The organism is Providencia sp. PROV073, assembly GCF_033688125.1.
Lineage (GTDB): Bacteria > Pseudomonadota > Gammaproteobacteria > Enterobacterales > Enterobacteriaceae > Providencia > Providencia hangzhouensis.
In genome coordinates this window covers 537690-558100 of record NZ_CP096353.1, presented here as the reverse complement: position 1 = coordinate 558100, position 20411 = coordinate 537690, and the positions used below count along the sequence as shown (strand labels likewise).

The window sequence follows — 20411 nt, the reverse complement described above, 5'->3', positions numbered from 1 at the left end:
TTTTATTACAAAGATTCATGACATTAAATCTGCCTTCACTCTATCCCAATCCAACCCAAATTTGGCGAGATACTTTCGCAGCCTGTCTGCATCATTGGGTTGTTTTTTCTGCTGCCGCGAAACGGCAAACAGCTCACGCCCCGCTTCGGAAAGGGTAGATGAACGGCGACAAACTTCCAGCACTGTTGCCAACTGTGGTTGGTCGAATAAATCAATTTCACCAATTTGCTGTGGTAATATATTGGTTGATTTTGTTTGCCATTGGGCTTGCAAACGGCCAATTTCTTCTTCGGCCACCGCTTTAGTAATACGCCCGCGTTCGGCAAACGTTGCCATCCGGCTAATGGATGCACCCAACTCACGAAAATTGCCACGCCACAGGGCCTGAGAGGAACAGGCAAACTTCACATACACATTGCGAGCTTCGCTATCAAAACGAATTTGGCTTTGTTGGTCTTGGCAAAATTTGGCTAATTCATAATCAATATTCGGTTCGATGTCTTCACGGCGGTCACGCAAGCCCGGTAACGCAAACGTCCACATATTGATACGGGCAAATAGGTCCTCGCGAAATTTGCCTTCTTCCACTTGCTGCGCCAAATTACGGTGAGTCCCTGCAATTAATTGAAAATCACTGTGAATTTCTTCATCTGAACCATAAGGAAAAAAGCTTTTTTCTTCGATAGCTTTCAATAGCATGGCTTGTTCATCTAGCCCAAGTTCCGCAATTTCATCAAGAAATAAAATACCGCCATCCGCTTCTTTCAGTAACCCACGCCTTGGGTTGATTGCTCCTGTGAATGCCCCTTTTACATGACCAAACAGCGTCGACATGGCGTTATCACCACGCAAAGTGGCACAGTTTACTTCCACAAAGCGCCCTTTAACTTGGTGGCGGCTTTCACGCAGTTGATAAATTCGCCGAGCTAAGAAAGACTTCCCCGCCCCCGTTGGCCCATTGAGTAAAATCGGGGCTTTAGAACGCAGTGCGACACGTTCGATTTGCTCAATCATGGTATTAAATGCTGCGTTGCGGGTGGCAATACCTGATTTTAAAAATGAAACCTGCTGTTGCTGCTCTGTTTGGAAACGGCTGGTGATATGGGTATAACGGCTTAAATCAAGGTCAATCACGGTATGAATGCCGATAGGGTCTTTTTCTCGCCCTTTTTGGCTCGGTGAAGTTTGAATTAATTTGGCTGGTAAATAATGAGCTTCCGTTAATAAAAACCAACAGATTTGCACCACATGGGTACCCGTAGTGATATGTACAAGATACTCTTCATTATCAGTATCAAATTGATAATGCGAAGAAAAATCCAATAATGAGGTATACACCTCTTCGAAATCCCACGGATCCGCAATATCCACCTCATGCAGTACCACTTCCGTACTGGGAGAGGCTTGCTCAATATCCTCTTTCACCCGGTGCGCCATGCCATAGTCATTCACCTGATGCAGTAATTCAAAACGACCAATATCCAAATCAGGCTGTTGGCAAAGACCAACCGTTGGGCGCCATTTTGTCCAGCGATTGGCCTTTTTGCCTCGTCTGTCTAGTACGGTGCCCAATACACCAATGACCACTTTGCGTTTCTTATTCATGATGAGTTTATAGAAATTTATAAAGTACGATATAAAAAGATAATAAATAGCCTAATCCATTTCTCTTGGTAATGTTAGTGAAATTTAATTAGATATATTTATTTGTTATTTTTCAATAGTATAAAATTTTCCAACTTACTTTAATAAAAGTTGGCACGCTTCTGGCAATACTATATTCATCCACTGCCGGAAATTGTCTGAACTTCGCGTTCAACCGGTGCAGACATGGTGGCTTAGTCACTACATGGTCTGTATGCCGCCGTCAGGAAGATACCTTGGTAATAGCCTAGCTATCAGGTTCGACTCCTGAAAAAAATACAAATCCAACTGTATAAAACTAAGCAGAAGTTAAGCTTAAAACCGCCACTCGAGAGCTTTGCCGAGTGATGAGCAGAAATTTAGACAGCCAATTTTGGCACTCTACTTTTCCCCTCACCACTTCGCTTTTTTCTTCAGTGCCGGATAAATATTGAAAAAGGAAAAATAATGAAAAAAATAAATATCGCTCAAGGACAAATCGCACTAACCTCAAAAAATGGGGATTTTAAACAATTACTGACTGCGGGTGAGCACCATTTAAACGATTGGTTCAATCGATTGACTGTGTCATTGTTCACACTTGATAACGAACCTATTGATGAAAAACTGGCAGACCACTTACGCCAATTTCACCCTGATTGGGTTGATGACCACTGTATTGACATCGCTTTGACTGATGACGAGATTGGTTTTATTTACTTGCACAATAGTTTGACAGAAATATTGCCACCAGCGACCCGTCGGTTGTATTGGAAAAATGGCAATAATTTAAAAGTGGAGCCGCAGTCGCTAGAAAATAGCGTTATTGACTCTGCATTCGTTGCACGTCTGATGGGTAAAAAACGCATTAAAGGCAATGAGTTGGCCTTGATTAGCCAAGTACCTGCATGGCATGTCGGTATGTTAAAAATTGATGGTGAGATACAAGATTTATTACAACCGGGAACTTACGGTTATTGGAAAATCAACCACAAACCGGAAGTTGAGATAATAGACACCCGTTTACAATCATTAGAAATTAGCGGACAAGAGATTTTAACCAAAGACAAAGTCACATTACGCATCAACCTGTGCGCCAACTGGCGCTATCACGATATTTTACTGGCGTTCTCAAAATTGAGTCAGCCTGTAGAGCATTTATATCGTGAATTGCAGTTTTCAATACGAGAAATCGTGGGGACTCGAACCTTAGATGAACTATTAGAAAACAAACAATTAGTCGATGAGCTGATGTTAGCTCAAGTCGCGCAATGCGTGGTTGAATTTGGCCTAGAAATTGACAGTATCGGTGTAAAAGACATCATTTTGCCGGGAGATATGCGCACTATTTTATCCCAAGTCGTTGAAGCCGAAAAATCGGCACAAGCTAACGTGATCCGCCGCCGCGAAGAAACTGCCGCGACTCGTTCACTGTTAAATACCGCAAAAGTAATGGAAAACAACCCGGTTGCATTGCGTTTAAAAGAACTTGAGACCTTAGAAAGTATCGCACATCGAATCGACCAAATTTCCGTTTACGGTGGATTAGATCAAGTATTAAACGGATTGGTAAAAATTAAGGAATAACAATGAATAACAATAACTTTAATCAATTAATTCAAGAAAATGGCGTACCTGTAAAAATGTGGACCAACGGCGTGCCTGTGGATCCTAAAGCGGTAACCCAGTTACAAAATACGGCCAAAATGCCATTCATTTTTAAACACCTTGCCGTTATGCCTGATGTACATGTCGGGAAAGGTTCAACCATTGGAAGTGTGATCCCAACCAAAGGGGCCATTATTCCTGCGGCGGTTGGTGTGGATATTGGTTGTGGGATGATTGCGGTAAAAACGTCCTTAACGGCATCAGATTTGCCAGATAGCTTGCAAAACATCCGTTTTGCTATTGAGGCGGCAGTACCACATGGCCGAACCACACATCGACATGGACGAGATAAAGGGGCTTGGCATCGTACACAGGATATTGTCGATACCCACTGGGCGCACTTGGATGAAGAGTTCAAACGTATCTGTGATAAATACCCAAAACTGCGTGGAACGAATCATTACAACCACTTAGGGACATTGGGAACAGGGAACCACTTTATTGAGCTGTGTTTAGATGAACAAGACCGTGTTTGGGTAATGCTACATAGCGGGTCACGCGGTGTGGGAAATGCGATTGGTAACTTATTTATCACGTTGGCGCAAAAAGATATGCAACAGCATATCGCCAATTTGCCGGATAGAGACCTCGCGTATTTCGAAGAAGGAAGCGTGCATTTTAATGACTATATGGAAGCGGTAGGTTGGGCGCAGGACTTTGCTCGCCATAACCGTGAAGTGATGATGCACCGCGTTCTGGAAGCACTATCACGCGAAATTCCAAAACCGTTTATCACAGAGCAAGAAGCCGTAAATTGCCATCATAACTATGTGCAAAAAGAGCAGCACTTTGGTGAAGAAGTACTGGTAACCCGAAAAGGTGCCGTGTCGGCTCGAAAAGGCCAAATGGGGATCATTCCAGGGTCTATGGGAGCCAAAAGTTTTATCGTGCGCGGTTTAGGTGACGAAGAAAGTTTTTGCTCCTGTAGCCACGGTGCAGGCCGTGTAATGAGCCGAACAGAGGCCAAAAAACGTTTCTCAGTCAGCGACCAAAAAATGGCGACCGCCCATGTTGAGTGCCGAAAAGATAGTGATGTGATTGACGAAATACCGATGGCGTACAAAGACATCGATGCTGTAATGGCTGCGCAATCATCACTGGTAGAAATTGTTCATACCCTACGCCAAGTGGTGTGTGTGAAGGGTTAAAGATAAAAAGTAACAGGAGAAAGCATGGAAACTGACCATGAAAGTGTATCCGTGCTGATGAAAGAACGGATAGGTAAAACACTCAAAGAAATAGAAGAAACTCATCACGTTAAAATATTATTTGCGTGTGAGTCTGGAAGTCGCGGTTGGGGCTTTGCCTCCCGCGACAGCGACTATGATGTTCGATTTATCTATGTTCACAAACTTGATTGGTACCTAACACTGGATAAAAAACGCGATGTGATAGAAAAGCCAATTGATGATGAGCTGGATGTATCAGGTTGGGAGCTATCTAAAGCATTGAAATTAATGCGTAACTCTAACCCTGCATTAATAGAGTGGTTGCATTCACCCATTGTTTATTTTAAGGATGAGGCATTTTTTACTCAACTGGAGCAACTGACTGCACAATTTTATTCACCGTTAAAATCGCGCTATCACTATTTATCAATAAGTAAGCGTAATTTACATACTGACTTTAAAGGTGAGCGCGTTAAACTGAAAAAATATCTTTATCTGCTGCGTGCGGTATTAGCCCTGCGTTGGATAGAAGTAAGTAAAAGCATGCCACCAATGGCATTTTCTGAATTAGTCGCGGCCACAGTTACCGATAACAAGGTACTCACAGAGATAGATGAATTGCTGGTTATTAAGCACCAAGCAGTTGAAAGTGATTATGGCGCGAGGCGACCAGCTATTGATAAGCTCGTTCTGGAAGTCATAGCCAATGCAGAACGCATGCAATTTCCTGAGCCCGCTTGCCGTGACAGCCGATTATTAGACGAGTTCTTGCGTACAATTGTGCTAGCAACTAATTGACTATCATGATTAAAAAAAGACCATCAGAACATTTTTGATGGTCTTTTTCTTTAATAATATTAAATAATTAACAATAAAGCTTATTGCCACCTAGATTTTTATAAATGAGAGTTTGGATCCTGTGTATGATGTAATACCGCCAGCACTTCAATGCCTTCAAGCGCTTTTCGATAATAAATAATATGGCTTTCAACAGGGAAGCTAAAGACGCCCAAATACAAATCTTCACTACGATCACGACCAAGGGATGGCTGTCGGGCAAGTATGTCTGTCATTGTTACTCGTAATGAGTTGGCATAAGCTTCGGCAACATTAACTCCCCAACGACGCATAGAATAAAGCTTGATTGAGCGGATATGCTCTCTTGCTTTATGAGTAAACCTAACGCTCATCCTTAAGCCTTATTTTCAAGTTCGTCCATGGTTAGCGGGGCAAATACATCATCAATGCTATGAAATTCACCGCGTTCTGCTTGTGCAATAGACTCCGCCAAAACCGTTTTTAGGCTCTGTAATTTTAATTGCATAAGCTGGTCATATTCGTCCGGAGAAATAACAACAGCAACACGTTTACCGTGCTTGCTTATTTCAACAGGTGCACGTTGAACTTTCATCAATAAATCACCAAATTGATTTTTAGCAACTTGTGCTGAGATAGTTTCCATACATCACCTACAATATAAAGTAGCTTGAATATCCATTATAGCTAAAATGGCTTAAACTACCAATATTTCAAAAATATCGTTCATCTTGAAACGACCATTTTTTAGACAAAAAAATAGACCATCAGAACATTTTTGATGGTCTTTTTTCAAAGGCAATGTCAAACACGAAAGAAAAACGGATTTATCGCCAGTTCGGGTTTTTGATAATGGAATATTTACCCGCACCTAAAAATGCCAATGCAATACCGCTCAAGAAGAAATACACAATACTTTCAATCGCCCATGCGCCTGTTTTATCAAGCACAAATGTTTTATCTAACCCAATCATCAGCCATGCAACCACCATAGTGAAGGAGACTAATAATGCAGATGGGCGAGTTAAAATTCCTAAAATAATAAAAATAGGTGCCACAACTTCACCTAAAATTGTTCCATAAGCGATAAATTCAGGTAAGCCATAAGAAGCTAGCAGCGCTTTAATACCACTCGCCCCTGTCATTAATTTACTCATACCATGAAATAACATGAGCCCACCGACGGAAAGACGCAATAACAACCTGCCAGCATCTTCATGGGACAACAAACGATTTAATAAATTGACCACTTTATACCCCCTATGGATATCCAAAAACATCATTAAGTAGTATGACTTAAAAATGCATTATGGCTTAGAAAGGTAAAGTAATAATCATTTTAATTTGCATTTCTTATAACTAAATCAATTTTCATTTAATTAAATTTTGTTAACTTTTCACCCATTCAAATATTACGTTTAATTAACCATTAAAAGGTCAAATATACTGAACAATATTATATACATGACCTTACAGTAACCAGCGCTAATTCCGTTAATGCGTTATAAAACGGGCTACATGTTGTTCGATTTAATTGCTGAGAAAACTGGGGTAACCAACTCCCCAAATGGTCATTTAGCAATTCTTTTAATGCTGCCTCCCTGACTTGTGAAGCCAAAACTGCCGCTTGAAATAACATTAAACCAACATGGTCAGAAGGCTCTGGATAACGCGTCTGAATTTTTAAACGCTCTCGTTGTAAAAACTCGCTCAGCGCCAGTGTCGAAGAGCCCTGTAATACGCCTTCAGGGTCGAGGTATACCGAGCCCCATGGCGGAGCAGGTAATGCTTCAGGACCAATAAATAAATTTGTCCACTGAGTATGCAGCGTCGCTATTTCGATGCTTAGCGATGCCGAGATGCGTTCGCTAAGCTGAGTACTGATTTTACAAGGCCACTGAGATGCAAAGTCATTTAGCTTGAAGAAACTTATCGCATAATGGCTTGCATCATCATTTGGAGAAAATAAATAGCAAGTGCCTAAGATATTAAACGCTGCTGCATAGTGTGAAAAATGGATCATAAAAAAGGTAATTTCCTAAGCGATAAACTGTTATTTATTTACAGATGAATAGTATAGAAACAGTAACGCAGCATAAATTCAGCAATTATGGCAGCCGCAAAACCCACCACTAAATACCCTTTGCTGCTCGAAGTCATAACCCCACTCGCAGTCTGTCGCATATGGCGAAATAATCCATATCCCAATAAAATCACCGCCAGTATTCCAACTACCCAGCTAGTGATACGCAGCGACCAAATCCTTTGGTAGGCATGAATAGAGTCGATAGGAAATGTAATCGATTCATTATGATAACTCGTGCTAACTAAGTAATTTTCATAGGCAGGTTGATAAACTAAACGGGCTAATAAGCTAATGCCAATAACCGCCCATAGCACCCATAACCCACGCGTTGAGACTTGAGCCGCTGGCGAGCCTGCATGGAAGCGCAATAACAAATTGATTAATAAATAATACCCAGCAGCTCCTGCTGTAAGCATCGTGCCGTAGAACATCAAATAAGTATTATCATTCATCCACGTTAACATTGATGTATAACGATAAATTGAAGCCATGGCATACACATCACATAACCCAGCAATGATAGCCAAACCAAGCAGCAGAAATGACAATTTCTTTTTGAACCATAGCCACAAAAAAGTCAGCCCAAGAAAAGCAAAATAGGTCGCAGTGAAAACCACTTCACGGCTTAGCCACGATGAAAAGATATTCAACAAAGAATTAGGCGCATTCAAAGGAACCCCTAAGTGGGTGATTGAAGACAATAAACCTACCCCCGCAAATACACAGGCAACAAACACGTATTGCTGCAAAAATTGTGTATTCGTTTTATGAGGTAAAACCGCTGATAATTTTTTCGCAAAAAGCGCTAACATCACACTCAACCCAATGGATGTTTGCATTAAAAATGTGAATAACAATAATGGCCATTCATTCATTTGGCTTCTCCTTGTGAGTTTTGAGTGCGACCAGCCCCAAGATGTGGGTGGATCACTAAATTGGGATGGGTAATCGATGAGTCTGGCAACCCACGGACATCCGCCAGCTCGCCATAACGTTGTCTGAGTTCATCTATTGGGCCAAACTGAATGGCCCCTAATGGGCATGTGGCGACGCAGACGGGTTGCTCCCCTTTTAGTTGCAGGTCGATGCAAAAATCACATTTCGACATTTGTTTGGTTTCAGGGTTCATTTGCGGTGCGCCATATGGGCAAGACCAAGCGCAAGTTCCACAACCTACGCATTTGTCTGTATTGACCATCACGATGCCATCCCCTTCACGCTTGTGCATCGCCGTTGTCGGGCAGTTTTTCACACACATTGGGTCGGCGCAGTGGTTGCAGGAAATGGATAACGTATAAGCAAAGACGTTATTCACCAGTCCTCCCGTACCATTTTCAATAAACTCACCACCCGCGACTTCATATACGCGACGATATTTGCGCCCGACATCGAGATTATTTTTATCTTTGCACGCCACTTGGCAGGCTTTACAACCTGAGCAACGTGCAGAATCAATATAAAAACCAAGCTGTTTGCTGCTTATCGCGGGATAAACGTGAAATTTACTCATGCTTTGCTTACCTCCACCAATAAGGTTTGATGGGCATTTCCATGTGCCATTGCTGTGCTACGGGCTGATGTTAAAACGTTAGCGCAACCACCTTGGTCAACGCCATTTTCATCAGGTTGCCACCATGCTCCTGCTTGTAAAGCCACCACTCCGGGCATAATCCGCTGGGTGATTTTGACGGGCACCATAGTGATACCGCGGTCGTTATTCACTTTGACGCGCTCTCCATCCGTAATATTTCGTTTTTTGGCATCAATGGGGTTGATCCACAACTCTTGGCGCTGTACCTCTTGTAGCCACGGGTTAGCAAATTGCGTTGAATTGGCACGGTTACGGCCTTTCCAAGTAATCAACTGCAATGGATATCGGGAAACAAGTTCATCTTCAGGCCCTTCAATGGCAGGCACATAATGGGATAACGCAGGGATATCCACATCATTACGTTCATAAAGACGCTGAGAGAAAATCTCAATTTTTCCTGATGGCGTTTCAAACGGGTTATTATCGATATCGTTAATATTTTTCTCAAAAGCGACATGCCCAACATGGGGTTTGTGCTTTAACAAATGACGGCGTTTAACCAGCAGCTCATCAAAAGTTGGAATGCCATCTTCTGGGCGTTTCTGATGGGCATCATTGACTAAATGCTCGATCCACTGTTTTTCTGTACGACCTTCACTGAATTTCTCGCCAACGCCGAGTTTTTCAGCGACCTCTCGCAACCACTCATAGTCACTACGCCGCTCAAATTCAGGCTCAACGACTTTTTCCGATAAAATAATATAGTTGCCAGTTCCCCATGTTCCCCCCACATTCCAGCGCTCTAAGAAGCTGGTTTCAGGCAATAAAATATCGGCATACTTGGCGCTGGGTGTCATGTATAAGTCACTGTAAACGATAAACTCAACTTTACTTTCATCTTCCAGAACTTTAGCAGCATGCAAAATATCGGGGTTCTGGTTAGTCATATAGTTACCCGCTAACGAAAAAATCATTTTGATTTCCGTATCGAGTTTTTCCGCGTTTTTTAAACCGTTATCTGGCGTAACTAATGCTTTATCTTCACAAGCTTGCACCCAATTGGTGATATTGATTTTCGCTTTAACTGGGTTTTCAAATAGGCTCGGGCCCGCTAACGTTTTACGTAAATCAGGGGTCACAGCCATGCCATAGCCCGCAGCCCAGCCCCCTTTTACGCCTACATTTCCGGTAATTGTGGCTAACAGAGTGGCCCCTCTGGCGGAACGTTCACCACAGATGTGACGTTGAGGCCCCCAACCTTGCATTAAGGCCGCCGGTTTTGTATTGGCATATTCGCGAGCCAGTTGACGAATGGTATCAGCGGGGACTTTGGTGATAGGTTCTGCCCATTCAGGAGTTTTCACCACACCATCTTTTTTCCCCATTAAATATGCCACTAATGACTCATTTTCAGGGATGCCGTCGGGCATCTGGTGCTCATCAAAACCAATAGTGAATTTGTCGATAAAAGATTGATCATGCAGGCCTTCGCTGATGATCACATACATCATGGCATCCATCATCGCATTATCTGTTGTCGGCAAAATGGGGATCCACTGATCCGCTAATGACGATGCGGTATCCGAGTAACGTGGGTCAACAACAATAAATTTGGCGCCATTTTTTTTCATTTTTTGGAAATAATGATTCGTATGACCAAAAATGGTTTCGTTCGGGTTATGTCCCCACAGGATCACCAATGGCGTATTTTCTAATGTATCTAGCGTGCTACCACTTGCTGACGTGCCATAGGTATAAGGCGTAACCGCCATGGTATTGCCGTTGCTCACTGAATGGTAATTTTCCAGAAAACCACCCGTGATATTAAACAACCGACGCAACATATTGGCACCGGAGAAAATTCCCCCTGTTACCCCAGTACTGAGGCTAACAAAGCGCGATGCAGGGCCATATTGGGCGTTGATACGCTGCATGTTGTCAGCAATCAAGGTTGTCGCTTCTTCCCAGCTAATTCGCTCAAAGCGCCCTTCTCCACGTTTGCCCACTCTTTTCATTGGGTATTTCAGGCGATTTGGGTGATAAACGAACTTCCGGTAACTGCGGCCACGCACGCAAGCACGCATGATTGGCATCTCTTCGTCTAAATCGGCATCTGGGCGGGTACTAATTCGTGTCACCACGCCTTCTTTAACGTGTGCTCGAATATCACATTTGCCACCACAGTCAAAACTACTGCAGGTGGAGACCACTCGCTCGCCTTCATTTTGCAGCGTTGTGGTTGGGATGATATTCGGGTTTTCTGGTGTTGATGCAACAGTGTTTGTCGCAATAAATGGGACAGCCATGAGTGCAGAGCTGCCTTGAATAAACCGACGACGGGTTAGGGGTTCAATCAGACTCTCACTATCCGCCTGATCGTAATAATTTTCCATGATAACTCTACCTCTGGCATACATTAGGTTGCCGCGATAGGGTAAACATTTCCCTGTTTACCAACTTTCGAAAAACCGCCAAACACATTGGAATTCCAGCCAACCATGAAAAACATGTGGTTATATCAATAAAAATTGCCTATATTCAGAAAATATATGATAACTTTTGAATCTCAGCCAAGAAAAATTCCTATGCGAAATATTCCTCTGAAAACTGTCGATGCAACTCCGCGTGATGTTTTAGCTATCGGAACAGACTATTTACCAAACGTGCTGCTTGATTCTCACGTTCACCGCCGTGCCCAGTTTCTATATGGTGCGACAGGCTTGATTGAAGTGAGTACCGCAGATGGCGAGTGGGTCATACCGCCTGATAGTGGTGTTTGGATCCCCTGTAATACGCCCCATGAAACGCGCATGTTGAATGTCAGTACGCGTAGCTTATACATTGAGCCCAAAGCCGCTCCACGTAGGGGAAACAAATGCGAAGTACTCAGGGTTTCCCCCTTACTTCGTCAGCTATTGCTTGAAGCAGTTGATACCCCAATTGAATATGATTTAAATGGCCGTGATGGTGTGATGTACCAATTTATTTTGCATGAAATTGCGCAGGCAGAACCCCTACCTTTCTATGCCCCAATCCCACGGGATGAACATTTAGCCCAATTGTGCCGGGAATTCCTAAAAGCGCCACAAATCACCTCATTACCACAGGAGTGGGCGGCAAAACTACATAAAAGTGAGCGCTCATTTAGCCGTTTTTTTGGTGCTCAAACGGGGTTATCTTTCTCTGACTGGCGACAGCAAGCTTGCTTATTAAGTGCGATTACCCATATTTCTGCAGGTAAATCCATTACTGAGGTCGCATTTGATTTAGGCTACAGCAGCGTTGGGTCTTTTTCGACCATGTTTAAAAAATGGTTAGGGCAAAGTCCATCCAGTTTTATTCAGAGAATTAGTGGATAACACCTAACCATTCAAAAATTCAATTTAGTCAAATGTGGCAATTAACCATGCAGACCCTTGATAACTTCCTGCGTCTGCATTATTTCCTTGAATACGACTACGAATATAAATAGTGCGATTTGAATGAATTCCCACACGAATATCTGTACCTGTCGCGCCGGTTTGTTCATCCACAATGTCTAACTTACTGTAAATCGTTCTATTTGAAGCATCTTTCATTGGCAAGCGCTTTTGTGGGTCACCATCTGTCACATAGTCTAACCGTAACCTTACCTTCGTTAAGGCAGCAAATTTGCACGTGTATCTGATACTTTCCGTCACCAAGCTATCGTAATGAATACTACTTAATTGACCGTGTCGCAAATTGACTGTGCTAGCCTGCCCAGAGCTCGTTTGCGTGGAGCACATTGCTTTCACATTTAACTGAGAAGCGGCAAGACGCATTGGCACTGTTGAGTCAGATAAAGGCCAGCTATCAAAGGGTGGCACTGCTTTAGGCTCAGTAAAAGCGCGAACATAGCCCGCTAAATCCATTGCAGGAATAACCAGTTTTCCATCAATAATTTGCTCATTAATAAAAAATGTAATAGTAACTGGAAATTGACTGGTAAACTCTTGGGCAGCCCTAACAAGCCCCACATAAGCATATGAGCACATTCCTGCATCAATATTTATCCAATTCATTATTGGAGTTTCCACCGTCATCACTAAATTGTTATTGATCCGGTAGGCTGTTTTTCCATCAATCGTGACTCCCGCAGAAGCTACATACATAAACAAACGATGAAATGCCTGTGATGAATGAATTCTTGTATTGCTGCTCCCCCATCGTCTCCCAACACAATCAACCAAGCCAGACACACTCACTTGAGCACTATTACCATCAATAACAATAGGGTTTCCTACACGATAATAATTTTTGCCATCAGAACCAACTCGTGCAACGGGTTCAATAACACTATTACTATCGATCCGAATTGAATAACCTGAATTGGAATTTTGTATTCGAGATGCATAATCTGCATGAGCATTCATTCCATACAAACTAAGAATGGCCACCAGAAAATACATTAATAAGCTAGATGGTTGTTTAAAAAACTCTCCCTTAAAAAATAAGGGAAATGGTATTTTCACCATAGAGCTAGAAACCGCCTGAAACAGGATTTGAAAATTAGACATAACCGATATTACCGCCTTAATAGTAAGTGACCGAAATCATGGCAATAGCACTAAATTTTCCAGCACGGAGTTGGCTCGCTGGTAGGGTATTGACGAGCTCAGCTTGTAAAATAATTCGCTGTAAAGTGGCATCTATTTGTTCTGGAAATATTTGTTGAATTTGATTAACTTCAAGTGGATGAGCCACACCACCAGTTATATTATTGATATTAATGCCAAGGCCATCAGTACTAATGGATAAAATACTTTTTCCTTGATAAACCATAGTGTTACTATTTTTGGGGTTAATCATAATACCGAGTGATTTATTCCAATTACAGCCAGTTAAATACAATGGAAATGTATGGGATTGGGAAATATCATCAGAGTTATGCGGTAGATTAATCACCCCAAAATTGATTTTTAACGGTGTACTGTTATCTTCGCTACGCAGGTGGCAGGCTGGGTCGACTAACGTCGCACTCACATCGATTAAAACATCCGACTTAGACATAAATGGGAGGAATAAAAAACACAAAACAAATTTAGATAACCAATTGATTGTATTCATTACTCATACTCCAATGAAAAAGTCGCTGAGCTTGAGAAAACCCCTTTTTTTGCTTCATTCAATGGATTTTTACGCACAAATACACCAAATTCCAATTGCTGACTTCCACCTGTAACCGTAACAGGTGTTACCTCAATCGATTTATCCCAAGTAACAAACTCGCCTTGCTTATCAACTACACCAAGCAGTACACCACTACTTCCATCCGTACCAAGGTAATTCCCTCCCTCTACAGTGACTTGTTTTGGGCTTTTCCAGGTAATCTTAATCATCTTATTAAGGTCGGCTTGGCTGCATTTTTCAATCGTGATAAAAAATGGTGTGATATCACTAGGAATATTGTCATTAATCGACTTCAAACGTATATTTTCAATTTTTACCCGCTTATTGATGGAATCAGCCGCTAACTGACAGGTTTTATTGACTAAAATACCACTAAATTCCACATCTAGGCTTTCCTTACTCCAACCAAAGATAGGAAGTACAAGACTTAAAAGTAAAATTGCCTTACTCATAAACCACCTCCAACCGTAATAAATTCGATTTATGCATTGAAACAGGTGGGTGAATAAAATTATTACCGTTTAATAAATTCATTTTCTCTATGGCCGTAACATTTCCATTCTGCACATCATAGAAGCGTATTTGTGCGGGCGTTGTTTGCGTTTTATCCGCAGAAAATGCACCACCTGTACCACATTGAGTCAACATCACCGCTGAGGTTGATATTTTTAAGTGGCAAGGCGAATTGAATAATCGAGCGCTCACTTCTAACCATCCACTATTTAAATCTTCATAATGTGATTCATTCACCGCAGTATGATTTAAAAGTCCGTTCGCTGAAGCCATCACTCCTATCATGCCACTGATGAAAAATAGACCAATAAGCATATGCTTTATCAATGCATTACTCCTTCTATTATTGATGCTAGGCGTATATCCCCCTCAGCTAACTAATGTTCATCCACCACTGTGCAAACGTCTTGTTGGCAATGAAAAGCCAAAGTCGGTTTTCCGCCATAATCATTGATATAGGTTAAATGAGGTCTTGTTAGTGGCTGGGAAATAAACTCTTGAGTCGATTTAGGCGGCACCATCACCACTTCAAATTGGCTTTGTTCCGACTGTTTTTGGTTATTACCCAAGCCAATAACCGTCAAATTGAAAGGCGTTGAATTATTGAGCTGATACCCTTTATTCGTTTTCATTAATGTGACCTTATGTGCCCAGTTTGTTTCTGACTTGGCTAAAATGGACGGAGGTCGATAAAAAAGCTTCACTCGCGATTGCAAAGCAATTTGTAAGGTATTCGCATCATGAGATTTAGGCGGGACTTCTCGCAAATTAAAATAAAATACGGATTCCCTATCTTGCGGTAACTGACTAAATAAAGGCGTCAGACTCAAGCGAACTAAGCTTTGGCTATTCGGCTCTACGCGTTGTAGTGGCGGCGTAGCCAATAACGCTCCTTTTGTTAGCTTCTTACCTTGTTGGTCTTCAATCCAACTTTGTGCGAGATACGCCTCTTCTGGGTTATCATTAGTTATCTTGATATTGATCGATTTCGCATCCCCGGGAAAAATGATCCGAGTTCGATCCAAAGTCACTGCTGCGTAGGTATTAAATGATAATATAGGTATGACAAGCAGTACTCTCACAATCCATTGATAACAAATATCTAACTTCCACATAATTAGCCTCACAATCATTTACTGGATGATGAATAAACTGAACGGACCGCTTTGACTGAAGAGCATGGCAGCAACAACAAATCCGTAAGCTCATTTAATTTTTCAGGTAGGGATAACTCGCACTGTGGCTGGTTATTCCAATACAACGACAACTTTTCTTGAGGTGATACCCCCACTAGCCACGTCACACCGCCTTCCCCCACTAGCCCCAATTCTTGGTTATTTTTGTTACGTACACTGGCACCAAAAGGTGGGTGCTTTCCATCTGACAAAGCAAGAACAGCAAATAATTTATGCCCTTTCATCACCGATAAGCTGCGATAGCCTATGGCGCCTTTGGTTAACGTAATATCTGTCGAGGGGTCGAGGCTTTCGATATCATCGGGTAACTGGCTGGTATTAATTGAAGCTGTTGATTTTCGATAACTATTCACATTGGGAATAACAGCCAACCCAAATGCATTGGTTTTAATCACCCCATTATCGAGAGGAATACCGCTCACATCGGGGGTTTCAACCATAAGTCGTGTATCACCATGCGCTGAGCGGTGCAGTGCCGCCCCTTTCGAGGTTAATGTGAGCCCACCATTGATTGACCCGCCAATGCTGTGGTATTGATCAGGCACATAGCTCGCATTTATAGATGTACTTGCTTGAGAGATATCTCGTGAATAAAAGCCACTCAAACTCACTTGATTATCAATATGTTGGCCGTGGTTATAACCGACATTGATATTGTAATTATCTTGTTCCCCATAACCGCTATAGCCAACCTGATGATTAAATTGATTATTACCCGCTGACCGTGAGTAGAGTTCAGAAAATGTGATGCTATGCCCGCGAAATAACGGTACTGTGAGATATAGGTTAATTGCATCATCTTCATTGCCATTGTCTCGTTCAGTACGAGTTGCTGATAATGATAAATTTGCGGCATTCTGGGACAGAAGAGGAAAATTTAAAGGCGCATTAACGTATAAACCGTATTGTGTTTGTGAGTCATGCTGCCAATAAGTACTATATTGATAATTAAGAGAAATATTAAAATCATCAAAATATTTATTTAAATATAATTGATAATTTTCTTTTGCTGCCTGAGTCCCATAACCTATTCTCTCTTCATCCATAAATTGCGTTAGTGTTCGGTATTCTTTATCGGCAAAACGGTAGCCTGCAAAGGTAATATCTGTGCGTAGCTCATCGAAAGATTTTGCGTAATTAACGCGATAAGAGCGGCCTTGGCATCTTTTATCTGAAAAATCGGCAAAAGATTGTGTGATATCAAAAGAAACCGCGCCTATTGAAAAAAGATCCCGTCCGATCCCTAATGCTGCACTTTGGTAATAACCATTAAGCTGCGTTCCTCCATATAATGACCATGCATTTGAAACACCATATGATAATTCACCACTTACAACAGGCTCACCTGTCAAATGCCGATTGTCATAACGCGTCTTTCCCATTGCGACTTTATAAATAACGCGTCCGGGACGTGTTAAATAAGGTAACGAGGCTGTACTAAGACTAAACTTGCTCTCCTCCCCATTTTCTTCACGTACAGTCACATCTAATACACCACGGATCCCACTATCAAGTGTTTGAATACGAAATGGTCCAGGAGGCACTGCCGTTTCAGAAATAATGCGTTCTTGGCTGCGAACAATTACAATCGCATTAGTATTTGCAACACCAATAATTTCAGGTGCATACCCCACTAATTTAGGCGGTAGCATGCGGTCATCACTTTCTAAAGAAAAACCAGTATATTGCCAAGATTCAAAGATATCCGAATAAAAATAATTTTCTCCCAACGTAAAGATTGAGGCACTATCTTTCAATGAAGTAAATGCATAAAGACGAGTAAAATCAAAGTTATGTTTTTCTTGAGGATAATCCCCCCGTTGCTTCTGATAAGATGTACTGTAATCACCACGTAGGCGCCAAGCCCCCCAATTTACCCCAGTGATTCCATTACTTGACAAATAGATTTGCCGATTACTATTCGTTTCTTTGGTTGCAGAAATATTCGCATTGTAATCAATAAATGCGCCACCTATTCCTTCTTCCCATAAATTAGCAGGAACCCAGTAAGGGTCGCGATATTCCATCCATATTTGCGGAATAGTCATTTTCAGCGATAAGGTGCTGAGCTCTATGGCTGTTTGAACGCCTGATAGCGCAGAAAAATCGAGGCATTTTCCACTATGAGAAAGTGCCACTTTCTCCATCGCAGAACGCTTTAATCCGATTAACTCAAGGATATCAGGAGGAATACAAATAGTTTGTGTCGCTTGGGTTGATTCACCTGCAATTGGCTTATTTTCATAAACGGAGATATTGCGGGGTGCCCCTAAACGTTGCCCATTAACAAAGAGAGTAAAAACATAATCCCCCGGTAGCGTATACCCTGCTACCGAAAACTGGCTCATATCAATATTTTGCATATCATCTGCATCTAAAACATCTGTATTAAATTCAGTTGCAAATGCTTTCCATCCTATAAAACTCGGTAACAGAAAAGCAATGAGCCAAGCTAGCTTCAATTTTTCGTTAGTTTTGAACACCATGCTCTATACCATCCTAGCTATACCAGATTAAATGCAATAAGAGTTCATCTTCAAAATGAAGCTCATAAAAACATATTCTTCGTGCGTGTTATTGGTAATCGATGAAAAAGCGGATCAGCCCGTAATAACGGCCCGCTTGAATCGGCTGTCCGGTTAATTCCAAACGTAAGAAATAGCGAAGGAAAAGGCTGTACCCTGATTTATCTTGATACAACACATTGTCAGATAATGAATAAACCTTATTAGGCTGTAATCGTATTTTTGAATTGTCTAATACCGATACGCCTAGCCCTTCGGAAGCACCTTGTAGCGTAAAAGCATCAATATATTGCGCACGTTGGCCGACAAAGCGTATTTTCCATGTTTTTAGGTCAATGGTTGAATAAGCACTACCACAATCTTGTAGCTCGATAATAAAAGGCTGATCATGCATTTCTCTTTGCAAGCTATTTGACAAAAAAGCGAGAGCCAAAGAAGAAAAATCAATAGTTTGATAGCGATTTTTCAACGTTATTGAACACGGCGCATCGATAACACTGCCTTTAAGTAATGTTCTTGCATTGACGTTGTAGGGCTTAATAATTTTGGGGTCTGCATATGAGTGAATACTAAAAATAAGCATTATCGACAAGACTATTATATTCATAACCCTTTGATAACTAACCATGCCCCCCCCTCTAGCGAATCAATATTTAACCACCAGTCAATTCTGGCGGTTAAACCATTTAGTTATTGATAGGTAATACGAAAGTTTGTTACTGCGCTGAACTTACCTTCCGATACACTTTTCGTTGTATCAACAGCTTTTGCTAACGCTTTGAAAGATAATACGTTATCTCCTTTTTTATTGATGATACGTGAAAGCACATCTTTAGCTTTTCCAAACTCAAATCCATCAATACCAATTCCTACATTGTTGGTATTACCCGCAGAGGTAGAAAGTAAAGTATTTGCTGCATCCGCATAGCTTTGCCCTGTAAACACTAATTCCATTGATTTAACAGCAATAGGTTTTCCAGCTGTATCAATATCAAAGTCAGTGAAATCACACCCAGTAAATTCAATATTAAATTTCACCTCAGCCACGCGACCATTTTCCAATGCTCGACGAGATAACTGTCCAAAATCAATAACTTGCTTTAGTGAGGATTGCGCTATATTACAAGGAGTACTAACAACGACACCTTCGAAATCAACTGTACCTGTGTTGTCGGCAGCAGAATTTGTTGAAAAAATACCAGCTATTAATGCAGTAAAAATAAATAACCGAGATGATTTTGATAAATAGGGTGCAATATTTAATTTGGTAAATTGCATATATTTTTCCTTTCAATTAAAAAATTAAACTACAATAAATACGCCATTAAATATTCAATAGCGTAAATCTAATTTCGATATTTAATTCAATTAAAGAGGACATAAAACTAAGCATCGCCATGTGAGTGATTTTTTACTCCAACCACATACCCAATTGAAAATTATCTTTTTTTTGATTCCCCATAATAGTAGAAAAGTGATCTTTCGATGAGATTAAAAAATTCATTTTGTATTCTTATATCTGCAATTTCATTCGAATGATTCACTAGGACTTTGAAAAAAAATTCTAACCAATTTCTTTCTAATACGCCCAAAAGAGTATTTAATACTTCAACATTAATACCGGTTTCCCCTCTCTCATAACGAGAAACCTGTTGTTGACTTATTTTTAGTATTTTAGCTAGTTGGTACCCTGTTAATGATTTATCAATTCTGGCTTGTCTTAAAAATAATCCAACATCCCGACGTAATAACGCATTTGTTTTTATCATATTAATTCCAATGAATAAAACTCCCATTTGAAATTTTAAATGACTCGTTACGAACTTAAGAATCAGTTTGTTTTTACATCTAATAAAAATAGAGAATAATTTAATTTAAATATAGGTTTATTAATTAATTCTGTAAATACGTTTGTATCGATCGAACTTATATAATTTGATAGCTATTTCCTATTAAATTATATAACCCATGTAATATAACTTAGATGAACACACAATAAATATTAAAAATCAAAAGGTTAAAAACAAATAAATCAAGATAATAGCAAGGCGGATTAATTAAATATAAAAATATTAACATGCAGAAAATAACGAAATTAAAAGAATAAATTAAAGCTTATAATTAAAATAAATC

At 40.9% G+C, this 20411-nt stretch carries 21 protein-coding genes; 4 read left to right on the top strand and 17 right to left on the bottom strand.

The features are described 5' to 3' along the window. Positions 1 to 15: 15 nt before the first annotated feature. A complete protein-coding gene (rtcR, locus tag M1F17_RS02415; protein WP_094961418.1) occupies positions 16 to 1605 on the bottom strand; it encodes an RNA repair transcriptional activator RtcR in 1590 nt (529 codons plus the stop codon). A gap of 486 nt (positions 1606 to 2091) precedes the next feature. On the opposite strand from rtcR, the gene M1F17_RS02410 reads away from it, so the two are divergent. The 3 genes from M1F17_RS02410 to M1F17_RS02400 are packed head-to-tail and all read left to right on the top strand — an operon-like array spanning position 2092 to position 5258. Next, positions 2092 to 3210, top strand: a complete 1119-nt coding sequence (locus tag M1F17_RS02410) for a slipin family protein (protein ID WP_110592487.1) — start codon at positions 2092 to 2094, stop codon at positions 3208 to 3210. Between the two features lie 2 nt (positions 3211 to 3212). Beyond that, positions 3213 to 4439, top strand: a complete 1227-nt coding sequence (locus M1F17_RS02405; protein WP_180312339.1) for an RtcB family protein — start codon at positions 3213 to 3215, stop codon at positions 4437 to 4439. 24 nt (positions 4440 to 4463) lie between these two features. Beyond that, positions 4464 to 5258, top strand: coding sequence for a nucleotidyltransferase domain-containing protein (locus M1F17_RS02400; protein ID WP_180312338.1), 795 nt, complete (start codon positions 4464 to 4466; stop codon positions 5256 to 5258). Between the two features lie 98 nt (positions 5259 to 5356). Here M1F17_RS02400 and M1F17_RS02395 read toward each other — a convergent pair whose 3' ends face one another. The 7 genes from M1F17_RS02395 to M1F17_RS02365 all read right to left on the bottom strand — a co-directional run bounded on the left by M1F17_RS02395 (position 5357) and on the right by M1F17_RS02365 (position 11286). Beyond that, positions 5357 to 5650: a type II toxin-antitoxin system RelE/ParE family toxin gene (locus tag M1F17_RS02395; RefSeq protein ID WP_110592490.1), complete on the bottom strand. Its 294-nt coding sequence runs from the start codon at positions 5648 to 5650 to the stop codon at positions 5357 to 5359. A 2-nt stretch (positions 5651 to 5652) separates the two neighbouring features. Then, positions 5653 to 5922 carry a type II toxin-antitoxin system Phd/YefM family antitoxin gene (locus tag M1F17_RS02390; protein ID WP_110592491.1) on the bottom strand — a complete coding sequence of 90 codons (270 nt, stop codon included), beginning with the start codon at positions 5920 to 5922 and terminating at the stop codon, positions 5653 to 5655. A 181-nt stretch (positions 5923 to 6103) separates the two neighbouring features. Next, positions 6104 to 6559: a DoxX family protein gene (locus M1F17_RS02385; protein ID WP_241098187.1), complete on the bottom strand. Its 456-nt coding sequence runs from the start codon at positions 6557 to 6559 to the stop codon at positions 6104 to 6106. Between the two features lie 173 nt (positions 6560 to 6732). Further along, complete coding sequence (locus M1F17_RS02380; protein ID WP_094961423.1) at positions 6733 to 7299, bottom strand: molecular chaperone TorD family protein; 567 nt, start codon at positions 7297 to 7299, stop codon at positions 6733 to 6735. Positions 7300 to 7337: 38 nt separating this feature from the next. Further along, entirely contained in the window at positions 7338 to 8237 is a 900-nt protein-coding gene (locus tag M1F17_RS02375; RefSeq protein ID WP_318837218.1) for a dimethyl sulfoxide reductase anchor subunit family protein, read from the bottom strand. Continuing rightward, positions 8234 to 8872 carry a DMSO/selenate family reductase complex B subunit gene (locus M1F17_RS02370; RefSeq protein ID WP_110592493.1) on the bottom strand — a complete coding sequence of 213 codons (639 nt, stop codon included), beginning with the start codon at positions 8870 to 8872 and terminating at the stop codon, positions 8234 to 8236. Before M1F17_RS02370 ends, M1F17_RS02375 begins: the two co-directional genes overlap by 4 nt. Beyond that, positions 8869 to 11286 carry a DMSO/selenate family reductase complex A subunit gene (locus M1F17_RS02365; RefSeq protein ID WP_164454935.1) on the bottom strand — a complete coding sequence of 806 codons (2418 nt, stop codon included), beginning with the start codon at positions 11284 to 11286 and terminating at the stop codon, positions 8869 to 8871. Before M1F17_RS02365 ends, M1F17_RS02370 begins: the two co-directional genes overlap by 4 nt. A gap of 192 nt (positions 11287 to 11478) precedes the next feature. On the opposite strand from M1F17_RS02365, the gene M1F17_RS02360 reads away from it, so the two are divergent. Beyond that, positions 11479 to 12252, top strand: coding sequence for an AraC family transcriptional regulator (locus tag M1F17_RS02360; protein WP_036958336.1), 774 nt, complete (start codon positions 11479 to 11481; stop codon positions 12250 to 12252). 24 nt (positions 12253 to 12276) lie between these two features. Here M1F17_RS02360 and M1F17_RS02355 read toward each other — a convergent pair whose 3' ends face one another. The 9 genes from M1F17_RS02355 to M1F17_RS02315 all read right to left on the bottom strand — a co-directional run bounded on the left by M1F17_RS02355 (position 12277) and on the right by M1F17_RS02315 (position 20047). Next, positions 12277 to 13431, bottom strand: a complete 1155-nt coding sequence (locus tag M1F17_RS02355) for an adhesin (RefSeq protein WP_272536728.1) — start codon at positions 13429 to 13431, stop codon at positions 12277 to 12279. Positions 13432 to 13447: 16 nt separating this feature from the next. Beyond that, positions 13448 to 13981, bottom strand: a complete 534-nt coding sequence (locus M1F17_RS02350; protein ID WP_318837217.1) for a fimbrial protein — start codon at positions 13979 to 13981, stop codon at positions 13448 to 13450. After that, positions 13981 to 14496 carry a fimbrial protein gene (locus M1F17_RS02345; protein ID WP_140172616.1) on the bottom strand — a complete coding sequence of 172 codons (516 nt, stop codon included), beginning with the start codon at positions 14494 to 14496 and terminating at the stop codon, positions 13981 to 13983. The genes M1F17_RS02350 and M1F17_RS02345 overlap by 1 nt, the downstream gene beginning before the upstream one ends. Continuing rightward, positions 14489 to 14884: a fimbrial protein gene (locus M1F17_RS02340; RefSeq protein WP_140172615.1), complete on the bottom strand. Its 396-nt coding sequence runs from the start codon at positions 14882 to 14884 to the stop codon at positions 14489 to 14491. Before M1F17_RS02340 ends, M1F17_RS02345 begins: the two co-directional genes overlap by 8 nt. 50 nt (positions 14885 to 14934) lie before the next feature. Beyond that, positions 14935 to 15672, bottom strand: coding sequence for a molecular chaperone (locus M1F17_RS02335; RefSeq protein WP_318837216.1), 738 nt, complete (start codon positions 15670 to 15672; stop codon positions 14935 to 14937). 14 nt (positions 15673 to 15686) lie between these two features. After that, a complete protein-coding gene (locus M1F17_RS02330; RefSeq protein ID WP_318837215.1) occupies positions 15687 to 18239 on the bottom strand; it encodes a fimbria/pilus outer membrane usher protein in 2553 nt (850 codons plus the stop codon). 88 nt (positions 18240 to 18327) lie between these two features. Further along, the gene (locus M1F17_RS02325) at positions 18328 to 18906 is read right to left on the bottom strand and encodes a fimbrial protein (RefSeq protein ID WP_096864581.1); all 579 of its coding nucleotides are present in this window, start codon (positions 18904 to 18906) and stop codon (positions 18328 to 18330) included. A gap of 62 nt (positions 18907 to 18968) precedes the next feature. Further along, the gene (locus tag M1F17_RS02320) at positions 18969 to 19556 is read right to left on the bottom strand and encodes a fimbrial protein (protein WP_004261070.1); all 588 of its coding nucleotides are present in this window, start codon (positions 19554 to 19556) and stop codon (positions 18969 to 18971) included. A 161-nt stretch (positions 19557 to 19717) separates the two neighbouring features. Then, positions 19718 to 20047: a helix-turn-helix domain-containing protein gene (locus M1F17_RS02315; RefSeq protein ID WP_036958338.1), complete on the bottom strand. Its 330-nt coding sequence runs from the start codon at positions 20045 to 20047 to the stop codon at positions 19718 to 19720. Between the last annotated feature and the right edge of the window lie 364 nt (positions 20048 to 20411).